Annotated in this window: 7 protein-coding genes; all 7 read right to left on the bottom strand. The window is 65.5% G+C overall.

The features are described 5' to 3' along the window. Nucleotides 1-7: 7 nt before the first annotated feature. Nucleotides 8-199 carry a hypothetical protein gene (locus BKK81_RS05225; protein ID WP_071011155.1) on the bottom strand — a complete coding sequence of 64 codons (192 nt, stop codon included), beginning with the start codon at nucleotides 197-199 and terminating at the stop codon, nucleotides 8-10. A 179-nt stretch (nucleotides 200-378) separates the two neighbouring features. Further along, a complete protein-coding gene (locus tag BKK81_RS36820) occupies nucleotides 379-1,428 on the bottom strand; it encodes an OmpA family protein (protein WP_071011154.1) in 1,050 nt (349 codons plus the stop codon). A 244-nt stretch (nucleotides 1,429-1,672) separates the two neighbouring features. Further along, nucleotides 1,673-9,661, bottom strand: coding sequence for an ESPR-type extended signal peptide-containing protein (locus BKK81_RS05215; protein WP_071011152.1), 7,989 nt, complete (start codon nucleotides 9,659-9,661; stop codon nucleotides 1,673-1,675). Between the two features lie 499 nt (nucleotides 9,662-10,160). Further along, the gene (locus BKK81_RS05210) at nucleotides 10,161-10,673 is read right to left on the bottom strand and encodes a lytic transglycosylase domain-containing protein (RefSeq protein WP_071011150.1); all 513 of its coding nucleotides are present in this window, start codon (nucleotides 10,671-10,673) and stop codon (nucleotides 10,161-10,163) included. Nucleotides 10,674-10,879: 206 nt separating this feature from the next. After that, entirely contained in the window at nucleotides 10,880-11,623 is a 744-nt protein-coding gene (locus BKK81_RS05205) for a TadE family protein (protein ID WP_071011149.1), read from the bottom strand. Next, nucleotides 11,608-11,970 carry a DUF192 domain-containing protein gene (locus tag BKK81_RS05200; RefSeq protein ID WP_071011148.1) on the bottom strand — a complete coding sequence of 121 codons (363 nt, stop codon included), beginning with the start codon at nucleotides 11,968-11,970 and terminating at the stop codon, nucleotides 11,608-11,610. Before BKK81_RS05200 ends, BKK81_RS05205 begins: the two co-directional genes overlap by 16 nt. Then, the gene (locus tag BKK81_RS05195; RefSeq protein ID WP_071011146.1) at nucleotides 11,967-12,848 is read right to left on the bottom strand and encodes a type II secretion system F family protein; all 882 of its coding nucleotides are present in this window, start codon (nucleotides 12,846-12,848) and stop codon (nucleotides 11,967-11,969) included. Before BKK81_RS05195 ends, BKK81_RS05200 begins: the two co-directional genes overlap by 4 nt. Nucleotides 12,849-12,851: the final 3 nt, after the last annotated feature.

The following is a 12,851-nucleotide window of genomic DNA, read 5'->3' as shown; positions in this document are numbered from 1 at the left end:
TCTCTCTTCAATCCCCCAGCCGCCGTATCTGCCAGCCGCATGCCAGCACCGCGAGCCCGGCCAGCATCGAGCCCTCGCGCTTGAGTTGCATGCCAGCGGCGCTGTAGGCCAGGCCGAAGGCGATGAGGGCGGAGCCGAGGCGGGAGACGATCTGCTTTTGCCTGCCGTGCTGTTGCTGCTGTTGCCTGCGGTGCTTCATCAGGTCTCCATGCGAGTGGTGGGACGTGGCATCTGGCGCTGGCGGCGGCTGCCGCGAGGCGTGCGGCGCACACCAAGGGATGCTGACGGCCTCGCGCCAGCGCCGCTGGGGCGCGGCGGATGGCGGAGGCCTGTGGGAAATGGCGCGGATCAGGCCCCGCGGGCCCGTCCGCTCCGCGTTCAGTCCTTGCGGATGAACATTTCCACCCGGCGGTTCGGCGCCAGGCATTGGATCAGCGCGGTGCGGTTGCGCTGCTCGCAGGACACGAGCGGGTTGCCCGCGCCTGCGCCTCGGGCGTTGATCGGCACGCCGACGCCACGCTGCTCCAGGTAGCGCTTGACGGTCTCGGCGCGCTGGACGGACAGGCGCTGGTTGTAGGCTGCCGAGCCGATGCGGTCGGTGTAGCCGATCATGTCGATACGCGTGACGTCCTGGTTCCCTCGCAGGTCGGTCGCCAGCTTGTCGAGCGTGGAGCGCCCGGCTGCGAGCAGGCCCGATTCGTCGCCTTCGTCGAAGCCGAAGGTGGCGTCGGCCTGCAGCGTGATCTTGGGCGGCACCACGGCGACCGGAGGCGGTGCCGGCGGCTTGCACGCCTCGATGCCGGCGGCGACCTTGGCGAGCCCTTGCGCAACGTCGTCGGCACGCTGCTTGGCGCTGGTGAAATTGCGTGCCCAGGCGTCATGCCCGGCGTGGATCAACTTGACCTCGGCGCAGGCGAGCTCCGGCTGCAGTGTCGGGCAGGCGTTGATGCGGGGGTCGGCCTTGTAGCCGTTGATGGCCTGCCACAGGTCGGGCCGCACAACGGAACTGGTCCGCAGTTCCTGGTTGGCGGCCGACAGCGGCTCGCGGCCTTCCACCATGGCGAGCTGGCGCGCGGCTTCGCCGATGCTTTCTTCCACGAAACCCCAGCGGTTGCTGGCCGCCAGTTCGGCCTTGCCGGCCTCGACCCAGCAGCGGCCCTTGGCCGCGAAGTAGCTGCCCCTGGCCTCGTCCGGCAGCGCTTCGAAGCGCTGGGCGGCATTGGCAAGCGCTTCGGCAGGCTTGCCGACGGCGCCGTAGGCGGCCACCCAATGATCGGTGACCGCGCCGGCGTTGACGCTCTGCTCGGCGCCCAGCCCCCTTTTCAGCACGGTGGGATCCTGGATGCCCAGGCTGTCCCGTACTGTCGTACTGGTGCAGCCGGCTAGCGTCGCCGCCGCCATGGCCAGCACCAAGATTGGTGTTTTCATCACGTGTTGTCCCTGTCGAGAAAAGGCCGCGCAGGCGGCCTTGCCGTTCGATGTAGGTATTCGAGGGAAGCGGGCCTGCGGTTCACGCCCGGCAAGCGGGCCGCGCAGTCACGGCATTGGCGCCGTGGCTGCGCGGCCACCGTCTTGCATAGGCGTGGGACACAAGCCGCTCCGCCCGACCGAACGGCATTGCCGCGGAAGCCGGAGCTTCCGCGGCCCTTCGCTTATCGACCTCTACCGAGGATCACTGGCCGAAGACCACGCCGACACCAGCGCGCACGATGGTGCTGTTGCCGCCAGCCGAGGACACGCCTGCGTTCAGGTTGATGTTCCCCTTGCTGTTCCAGCGCGAGACCGTGATCGCCACCGCCGGATGGCCGCGGTAAGCCGCGATGCCAGCGTTGAGCGAAGTCCGGCCCGGCAGGTAAGGCGTGACGTTGTTCAGCGCGGCAGCCGCAGCGATACCACGGCTCAGCGTGCGGTCCATCCCGTCGATGCGGGTATTGAGACCGCTGACGGCCTGGTCCGTGTACTGATTGGCCGACTGCAGCGTATCGGCCGCGCTGCGGGCGATCGCGCTATTCATCGTCGTCGCGTTCACCGCGCTCATCGCGTTGGCAGCCACGGTCGGGTCGACGCTGGCGATATTGGTCAGCTCCCGCTCGTTGCCTGCCGAACCGAAGGAGACGGTGTTGGCACGGTCAGCCACGGCGCCGGCACCGATCGCCACCGAATTCTCCGCCTTGGCGGTCGAGCCATGGCCGATCGCCGTCGACTTGGTGGCGCTGGCCACCGAGTTCGCACCGGTCGCCGTGGCGTGCATACCCGTGGCGTTGGCGTTGGCGCCGGAGGCCGTCGAGTGGGTACCCGTGGCCACCGCGCCTTCGGTGCTGGCATCGCCGTGTGCGGCGAACAGCCCGTTGCTGCCGGTACCGCTGCCGCCGCCATTGCCACCGCCGGTGCCTCCTCCGTTGCCACCGCCGGTGCCGCCGTTGCCACCCGGGTTCCATTTGTCAACCTTGTTACCCAGATCGTCCACACGCTCCTTCAGGTCGAACAACTGGCCACCGTTCACGGCCTGCTTGCTGCCTTTTTCGACAAGGCCATTGGCGACATTGGTCAACAGGACCGGACCGCTGGTGAGGGTGCCGAAGTTGACGGACTTCTTTTCGGCGTCCGAGTAGGTCACCGCCAGGCTGGTCTTGCCATCGGTGCCCAACAGACCGGCATCCTTCAGCTGCTTCAGGTTGATTGCATCGGTATCTTCCGTGCCAGCCGCAAGATTGCGGATCTTGGTGCCCTTGCCCTTGGTACCGGCCAGGGTGAGCGCCTCCTTGGTGTCGTCGTCGTACATCACACCGAGCGGATCGCCGGTGCCGGCGCTGGCGCGGATGGCATCGTTCATCTGCTTGACGTTGACCGCGTCCGTCTCGTCCTTGCCGGCGGAAACGTTCTTCAGCTTGGTCGCATCGCCGCCCTTGTTGAAGGTCACCGAACCCTTGCCCTTGTCGTCGTAGGCGACAAAGGTATTGGTCGACTTGCCGGTGTCGTCAAACGTCAGGCCAGCATCCGTCAGCTGCTTCAGGTTGACCGCATCGCCATCCGAGCGGCCGGCGGCCACGTTCGACAACACGGTGGCCTTGCCGCCGTTGTTGAACGTAATGTGCTCCTTGCTGGCGTCGTCGTACGCGACGAATTCGCCCTTCACCTTGCCGTCGCTACCGATCTGCGCGCCCAGGTCCTTCAGCTGCTTCATGTTGACGGCGTCGCTGTCGTCCTTGCCGGCGGCCAGGTTGGTCAGCGTGGTAGCACTGCCGCCCTTGTTCAGGGTCAGCGTGGTGCGCTGGTCGTTGTCATAGGGAACCGACAGCGGGTCCGTACCGCCACCGCCGCTACCGCCGCTGTTGGCCGCTGCCGCCAGTGCCGAGCCCACGTCCGTGTAGGTCTTGCCGCCGATGTTGTAGGTCGGCGACTTGACGCTGCCGTCCGCATTCAGTTCGGCACCGCCGCCGAGGGCCTTGGTCACGCCCTTGAGCTGCGAGACGTTGACGGCATCGGTGTCACCGGTACCGGCGGCGAGGAAGACCATGCGGCGTTCGTTGCCCTTGGCGCCGACGGAGATGACGTTGTCAAGCGCGCCATTGCTGTTGGCGCCGAGGACGATGCTGTTTTTGCCCCGCGCTTCCACGATGCCATTACCGATCACCACCGTATCCGCGCCCTCCTTCTCCACTGCTGAGTCCGTACCAATCACAATCGAGCGTTGAGCATCAGCCCTGGCAAGAAAACCGAGCGCCATGGAGCCGTCCGCCACCGCAGTTGCCCTGACACCGAGCGCGATGGAGTTCGCGCCGTCCGCAGATACATTACTGCCCACTGCGACCGAGTTGACCCCGCCAACAATGGCATTGGAGCCGATGGCTACTGCACGGTCGGCATCAGCTCGTGCAGTCAGCCCGATCGCAATAGCATCGCGCTTGGTCGCCTGAGTCTCGCTAGGCTTATCAGTGGGCCCCGCAACAATCAGGTTTTCCAATGGCACGCTGGATTTCGATTCGGCGGACAGCGCCCTCCGAGTCTCCGGCGCCGGCTGGTTGTTCAGCCCCGCGAGCATCTTGTTGACCTGTCCCAGGTTGACTGCATCGGTATCCCCCTTCCCCTCGGCCACGTTGACGACGCGGCGGAGATTCCCGGTGCCACCCACGGCAAACGTGTTTTCCTGCGAGGCGGTGGAGTTGTAGCCGACGGCCACTGAGTTCTCCTTAGACGCAATTGCGCCGTATCCCAACGCCACACCGCGATCCGTGTTGGCGGTCGCACTTGCCCCCAACGCCATGGCTTGGTCACCTTGGGCTCTTGCCCGTCGGCCAATAGCAAGGGCTTGAGGCCCCATTGCGAAAGCATTGCCGCCAATGGCGACGGCATCAGTACCCGTGGCCTGTGCCTGTGCAGCGTCGGTTGGTCCGAACTTCATATACTTGAGGTTCGGCGCAATGACCTGCATGCTTTCCGTCACCGCCGACAGAGCCGATCCAACGTCCTGATAAGTGTGGGCATTGCCATTTGCATCGTTGATGATATAGGAAGGCGACGTCACCCCGCCCTTGCCGTCGGCTGCGGCGCCCCCCCCAAGCGCGGCGGCAACCTGCCCCATGCCGGTATTGAGCTGCTTCAGGTTGACCGCGTCGTTGTCAAGGGAGCCTGCCGCGACATTGCTCAGCGTGGTGGCAGATCCACCGCTGTTGAAGGTGACCTTGGACTTTACCTTGTCGTCATAGGCCACGAAGCTGCCACCTTCCACCTTGCCGTCGCTGCCGATCTGTGCGCCCAGTTCCTTCAGCTGCTGGATGTTGACACCGTCCAGGTCAGCCTTACCCGCCGCGACATTGCTCAGCGTCGTGGCAGATCCGCCCTTGTTAAGCGTCAACTGGGTCTTGGTGCTGTCGTCATAGGCGACGAACTCGCCCTTCACCTTGCCGTCGCTGCCGATCTGCGCGCCCAGATCCTTCAGTTGCTGGACGTTGACACCGTCCAGGTCAGCCTTACCCGCCGCGACATTGCTCAGCGTCGTAGCGGATCCGCCCTTGTTAAGCGTCAACTGGGTCTTGGTGCTGTCGTCATAGGCGACGAACTCGCCCTTCACCTTGCCGTCGCTGCCGATCTGCGCGCCCAGATCCTTCAGTTGCTGGACGTTGACACCGTCCAGGTCAGCCTTACCCGCCGCGACATTGCTCAGCGTCGTAGCGGATCCACCCTTGTTAAGCGTCAACTGGGTCTTGGTGCTATCGTCATAGGCGACGAACTCGCCCTTCACCTTGCCGTCGCTGCCGATCTGCGCGCCCAGATCCTTCAGTTGCTGGACGTTGACACCGTCCAGGTCAGCCTTACCCGCCGCGACATTGCTCAGCGTCGTAGCAGATCCGCCCTTGTTAAGCGTCAACTGGGTCTTGGTGCTGTCGTCATAGGCGACGAACTCGCCCTTCACCTTGCCGTCGCTGCCGATCTGCGCGCCCAGATCCTTCAGTTGCTGGACGTTGACACCGTCCAGGTCAGCCTTACCCGCCGCGACATTGCTCAGCGTCGTAGCGGATCCACCCTTGTTAAGCGTCAACTGGGTCTTGGTGCTGTCGTCATAGGCGACGAACTCGCCCTTCACCTTGCCGTCGCTACCGATCTGCGCGCCCAGATCCTTCAGTTGCTGGACGTTGACACCGTCCAGGTCAGCCTTACCCGCCGCGACATTGCTCAGCGTCGTAGCGGATCCACCCTTGTTAAGCGTCAACTGGGTCTTGGTGCTGTCGTCATAGGCGACGAACTCGCCCTTCACCTTGCCGTCGCTACCGATCTGCGCGCCCAGATCCTTCAGTTGCTGGACGTTGACACCGTCCAGGTCAGCCTTACCCGCCGCGACATTGCTCAGCGTCGTAGCGGATCCGCCCTTGTTAAGCGTCAACTGGGTCTTGGTGCTGTCGTCATAGGCGACGAAGCTGTTGGTCGGATTGCCGTTGGCATCGGTCGTCAGGCCCGCGTCCTTCAGCAGCTTCAGGTTCACCGCGTCGGTATCATCCTTGGCCGTGGCCACGTTGGTCAGCGTGGTCGCGGCACCGCCCTTGTTGAACGTGATCTTCGACCTCTTATCGTCGTCATACGATACCGCCAGCGCATTGGTCGGGACCGACTTGAGCGCTTCGTTCAACTGATCGACGTTGACGGCGTCGGTTCCGCCCTTGCCCTGCGCCACATTGACGATACGCCGCTCGGATCCCTTGGCGCCGATCGACATCACATTGTCTTCCAACGCTTCGCTACGAGATCCGAGGACGATGCTGTTCTTGGCTTTGATATTGTCGATATTGTTCCCGATGACAACCGTATCGTCGCCGCCACCGCCAACGCCGACGCTGACGAATCGTCCGATCGCGATGGAACGCTCGCCATCCGCCGTAGAGTTTGCGCCAATACTCACGGAACCAGCGCCGCCCGCACTGGAGTTGCTCCCCAGTGCCACCGCGTAGGTGCCGTCAACCGCGACGTTCTGACCAACGCCCACGGCGCCTCGGGCTGTCGCCGACACATTGGAGCCGGCCGCCAGCGTATTGTCTGCCGTTGCCTGAGAGGCGACGCCGATCGCCATGGAGTCTTCGTGGTCCGCCAGGATCGTGTTCTGCTTTGTCGTCGGACCAGCGACGATCAGCTGTTCTGGCGGAAGGCTGGATGATGCTCTCGTAAGACCGGATGCTCTTGTTTCGGCCTGCAGAGTGGGTTGCTCCGGCTGCGGGGTGAGATTCTTCAACAGACTGTTCACCTGCTTGAGGTTCACCGCATCGTTGTCGTTGACGCCTTCGGCCACATTGACGATTCGACGCGCGTTGGCCTTGCTGCCGACCGACACGGTATTCGGTTCATTGGCCAAGGAGTTGTAGCCGATCGCCACGGATCCCGCCTTCGTCACCTGGGCGCCAACGCCTAAGGCCACCGCCTGGTCCACAGATACGCTCGTCCCGAAACCAACGGCAATCGAGTCATCTCCCTGTGCTCGCGCCTTGCGTCCAATTGCAATGGCGTGCTCGCCCATCGCAAACGCATTACCGCCGATCGCTACCGCATCAGTACCGCTGGCCTGCGCCTGCGCTGCGTCGGAAACCCCGAACTTCATATATTTCAAGTTCGGCGCAATATTGCTCATATTCGCATTGAGCGCATCAACCGCCGAACCCACGTCGCTGTAAGTGCCATCCTTGCCATCCAGCCCCTTCACCGTATAGGTGGGTGCCTTGACCTTGCCTTCGGCGTCAATGGTGGCGCCGCCGCCCAGCGTGGATACGGTGTCCTTGAGCTGGGCCAGGTTGACGGCATCCGATGCGCTGCGGCCATTCGCGACATTGGTGATGGCGGCGGCGGAGCCGCCGCTGTTCAGCGTGATCTTGGCCTTGGTGTCGTCGTCGTAGCTGACGGCCAGCGGATTGGCGCCGCCCGCCGTGCTGGCTGCCTGCAGCGCGTCGCCGACGTTGCTGTAGTCCTTGCCGCCGATGGTGTACTTGGGCGCGTTGAGCTTGCCGGTGGCGCTGTCGATGCCGGCGCCGCCGCCGAGCGCTTGGGTCACGCCGGTGAGCTGCGAGACGTTGACGGCGTCGGTAGCCTGGGTGCCGGCGGCCACGTGGATGATCTGGCGCGTATCTTCCACCGGCGGAATAGAAGGATTGGTCGACGTGGTGATGGAACCCACCGATACCACGTTCTGGCGGCCGGCAGTATTGGCGCCTGCGCCGAGGGCGACGGAATTGCTCCCATCCGCGGAGGCGCCAGCGCCGATGGCGATGCCGTTGGTAGCGCGTTCGGCCACCTGGGCGTCAGTGCCGAGGGCGATGCCGTCGTAGCCCTTGGCCACTGCCACCGGACTGCCTCCCTTGCTGTTGACGGCAAGGAAGTCGAGCTTGGTGGGTTCGACCATGCCGCTGGCGACAGCATCCTTGAGCTGCTTGACGGTGACGGCGTCGGTGTCGGACTCGCCCTTGCTCAGGTTGATCAGCTTCTTGCCGGCGGCATTGGCTTCGCCGTTGGCGCCGTTGAACAGCACCACCTGGTTGGCCACGCCATCGTCACCGAGAACGCCCGCCTGCTGCATCTGCAGCACGTTGACCGCATCGTGCTGCGCCTTGCCTGAGGCCACGTTGTGGATGATGGTGCCGGTCTTGCCCTTGAGCGTGATGTCGTCGCGGTTGCCGTTGTCGTAGGACACGGCCAGCCCGACCTGGTCGCCGGTCACCGGGTCCTCGGTGAGCAGGCCGGCGTCCTTCAGTTGCTTGATGTTGACCGCATCGAGATCGGCCTTGCCGGCTTTCAGGTTGGTGATGGTGGTGCCGCCCTTGGCGCCGGCCAGCGTCACCAGGTCCTTGGTTTCGCTGTCGTAGGCGACGAACGCACCCTTGACGTTACCGTTGCCGTCCACTTTCAGGCCGGCATCGGTGAGCTGCTTCAGGTTCACCGCATCGGTATCGGCAGTGCCGGCAGCGATATTGCGCAGGGCCACGCTGCCGCCGCCGTTGCGCTTCAGGGTGACGCTGGCATGGCTGGCCGCGTCGTCGTACATGACCGCATCGGCAATCGAATTGTTGCCGCCGCCGGTGACATTCTGGATGGCATCGTTCAGCTGGCCGACGTTGACGGCGTCGGTGCGCGAGGACCCCGCCGCCAGGTTGGTGATCTGGCGCTGCTGTCCTTGGGTGCCCACCGATACGCTGTTGTCGCGGTCGGCTACGGACCCGGCGCCGAGCGCGACGGTGTTCGTGGCGTTGGCGTGCGCACCGGCGCCGATGGCCACGGCGCGCAGGGCGCTGGCCTGGGCGTCGTCGGAGCCGTCGCTGAGACCCTGCGCCTTGAAGTAGCGGTTGCCCTGCGCGGCCAGCACAGCGACCTCGCTGAGCTGGGCGACGTTGACGGCGTCGGTTTCCTGCACGCCCGCCTTGACGTTGGTGATCTGCCGCTTGTAGCTGTCGGTGCCGACCGAAATGGTATCGGCACGGTCCGCCACGGACTTGGCGCCGAGCGCCACACTGTTGCGCCCGGTAGCGGTAGCCTGGTTGCCCATGGCGGCACTGTAGGCCGCCAGCGCGGCGGCATCGTTGCCGAGCGACAAGGTACTGTCTGCGGTCGCCGACGAGCGCGTGCCGATGCTTACGCTCCGGTAGCCGCTGGCGCGCGCATCCGCGCCCGCTGCGATTGCGCTGTCACCGCTGGCCTGAGCCCGCGCGCCAAGCGCGGTGGAGGTCTTGCCGACGGCCTTGGACTGCGCACCGATGGAGGTGGCGTGCTCCGCGCTGGCGTCTGCCTGCAGGCCGAAGGCCGAGGTGCGGTCTCCGATCGCATGGGAGCCATAGCCGACCGCGGTGGCTGCGTGCCAGAAGTTGGGATCGCCGCTCCCGCTCGGCGTCGAGCTTTGCGCGACGGAACTGGCGCCGATGGCCATGTCGCCGGGATCCCTGGCCTGCGCAGGCTTGACGGAACTCGCACCGGCATCGAGACCGGGCCGGATCTGGATCAACTGATCGCTTGCGGGCGCCGCCTGCGCGCTCCCCGCCGCCAGCATCAGTCCGCCTGCGGCGAGCCCGGCGGCGCGGCTGCGCCTGACGGCCGCGCGGCCACCCTTGCATTTGCCGCGCCCGGCCGTGATTTCGGAGGCCACGGCCCATCCGTTCTGGGCTTCGCTCCAGATGATCTTGTATGACTTGTTCAAGGTGTTTCTTCCCTAATCTGAACGGCCGAATTGCATTGCATGAGATCGTTGCGTCGGCCTTGGAAAATAGAACTGCGGCGTGTGGAAGTGCCACTTCAAGGCATGAAAACGATAGCGAAAGCCTCGCTGGAAAGGCATTGGACGAGTCTGAAAGTGCAGAGGATTTCGCTGCGAAGCGTCTTACGAAAAGACCGGTACCGACGGAGATTTGCCGCAGCACCGGCGCCTGGGCATTCCTGTTGTCCAGCCGCGGCCTGCAAGGCATGCGAAGCCCGCGATCCGAGCGCCTCGGCGCCTTTTCCCAGCCCCTCGCGGCGAAGGGAACCATCAGACCGCTACGAATCCGCGGAAGCAGGCGCTCGGAAATGGATGAGGAAAAGGGAAAGGGAGAGCGAGGGGGAAGACGAGAGGAAACGGTGCGCTGGCGGCGGGCGGAAGGAAGACCGGCGCAGGCCGGATTCCCAAGACGATGCGCCGACAGGCCGCCGCCGGACGACGGCTACCTGGCCCGCAGGTTCATGCGGTCATAGAACGCATAGCGCTCCATCACCATCGGCACGTAGGCCTGCGTCTCGGTGTACGGGGGGATCCGTCCGCCATGCCGTGCCACGGCCCCGCTGCCGGCGTTGTAGGCGGCCAGCGCCAGCGGCAGGCTGCCGAAGCGCTTGAGCAGCATGGCCAGGTGGCGGGCGCCGGCCATCACGTTCTGCCGCGCATCGTAGAGATCGGCCGCGCCGTGCTCCGCGCCGGTGGCCGGCATCAGCTGCATCAGGCCCGTCGCCCCCTTGGGCGACAACGCGCGCGGGTTGCCGCGCGATTCCACGTCGATCACGGCCATCAGCAACGACGGGGCGACGGCGGTGGCGAGCGCGGCCTCGCTGATGATGGGCGCCAGGCGACCGATGCGCGCGGCCGTGGCCACGGCGGGCGGGCCCGCTAAGCCGCGCGGAGCTGACTGCGCGCCAATCTCCACGATCCGCGCCAGCCGCTCGTCCGGCTCCGGTTCGCGCATGGGCCCGACGCCCTCGCCCAGGCCACCGCGGATAACCTGAACCGCGCCCGATGGTGTGCCAGTCGTCGCACCGTGCGCACCGTGCGCACCTTGTGCAGCGGCAGCGGCCAGCAGTACGGCAAGCGCCCAGCGCGGCAGACGCCGGCCGCCGCACAGCTGCCGCACGCCGCAGGCTTGCCGTCCCGATTGCCCTCCCACCTTCGGCCTCACTTGCCACCCCGGAACGGCGACTGCATCCGCACCAGCGCCTCCGATTCGAGCGCCAGCGGCCAGCGGCCGGTTTCGATGCCGTCTTCCAGCTTCACCAGGCAAGGCGAATCGGGATTGGCGGGCCTGCCGTAGGGATCGCCCGGCTCCGCCGGTTCGCGCGTCAGGATGCCGCCGCTGCCGATATTGCCGATGACGTTGGCCACGTAGTAGAAGACCTTGTTGGCCAGTGGCACGTACATGTCGTAGCAGTACAGGGCGCGGATCTTGAGCAGGTTGGCATCCTGGATGTTGACGCCGGATTCCCGTCCCGCCCGCGTATTGCGGTAATAGAGCGTATCGTTGGCGATCTCGGTGAAGGTCTTCCCGTCGTAGCCGACCGGCTGGCCGAAGTCGCGCAGCATGGCAGGCGTCGGGCTGACCAGCGTGATCACGCTGTGCGCGCGCACGTCGGCCCTTGCCTTGTCGAAGGCGGCCTGGCTGCCGTCGGCATCCGCGGCGCGCGCGTACAGCGGCGCCAGGCCGCGCGCCAGGCCGATGCGCATGCTCTCCAGCGAACCGTGGTTGACGGCCCCCTCGCGCGCAGCCTGCAGCGTGGCGTAGTCGAGCGTCGCCTTGGCCTGGTAGAGCAGCGCGAACTGGAGGATGCCCAGGCAGAAGAACAGCAGCAGCGGCGCGATCACGATGAACTCGACCGCGGCCTGCCCGTGCTGCCGGGCGGGAGGCCTCAGATTGGCTCGCATTGCCGTTCCTCGAAGGCGAGCGTATCGCCGACCCGGATGCGGTGCCGCTCCGCCGCGCCTGCTGCCAGTTCGAGTACCTGCAGGGCACGTATCTTGAACAGCGCGCGGCGCGGTGGCACCTCATGCTGGATTTCCAGCACCTGCTGCTTGCGGTCGAGGAAGACCACATCGATGGCAAAGCGCATGCCGAAGGTATGCACCGCGCCGCATGGCCGCAGCAGCAGGCCGGCGTCGTCGCTCAGGCCGTCGCGGCCCAGCAGCCCGACCATGCGCTCGACCGAGGTCTGCGCCACCTCGACCAGCACCGGCGTGCTGCGGCCGGCAACGTTCAACAAGGTCAGCTTCACAGCAATCCCTCCTGCATGAATTTCATCACGATGGGGAAAGCCAGCACGATGAAGGTAATGGGAAAAATAAAGACCAGCAGCGGGAACACCAGCTTCACCGGCGCTTCCATGGCTTGCTTCTCCGCACGCTGGAAGCGCTCCACGCGACGCTGGTCTGCCTGGAAGCGCAATGCGGCGGCCATGCCGGAACCCATGCGGTCGGCCTGGATGACCACGCCGACGAAGTTGCTGATCTCACGGATCTCGACCCGCTCGTCGAGCCGGCGCAGCGCCTCGGTACGCGACAGTCCCGACTTCAGGTCGCGCAGCATGTGCTCGAACTCGCGCCGCAGCGGCCCGTCCGGCCCCTTCTCCACCGCATGCTTGAGCGCGCCGTTCAGGTTGAGGCCGGCCTCCACCGCCAGGGTCAGGAAGTCGAGATAGATCGGCAGTTGCTTGAGGATGCGGGCAACGTGGCGGCGGCGGATGTCGTGGACCCAGATGCGCGGGTAATACCAGCCCAGCAATGCCATGCCGAGCAGGATCCACGGCGAGAACGACGACAGCAAGACCATCGGCAGGATGCCCATCATCATGGCGATCAGCGTCGACAGGATGCGCAGCGCGGCGAACTGGCGCGGCGACAGCAGGAAGAGCAGGCCCGTCACGCGCAGCTGCTGCTCGATCCGGCTCAGCGTGCCAGGACGCACGAGGACGCCGAAATGGTGGTCGACGAAATTCACCAGGGGCCAGAGCGCGCGCAGCATCGGCGGCAGCGGGTCGAGGTAAAGGCGGTCTTCCGTCGGGACCGCGCCGGTCAGGCGCTTGATCGACAGGAACATAATGACCACGGCGGACAGGGATCCTGCCCCGATAAGAAAGGCGATCAGCAGCAGCATGGC

It is taken from the genome of Cupriavidus sp. USMAHM13, from assembly GCF_001854285.1.
GTDB classification, from domain to species: domain Bacteria; phylum Pseudomonadota; class Gammaproteobacteria; order Burkholderiales; family Burkholderiaceae; genus Cupriavidus; species Cupriavidus malaysiensis.
This window is presented reverse-complemented; position numbering and strand designations above follow the sequence as displayed.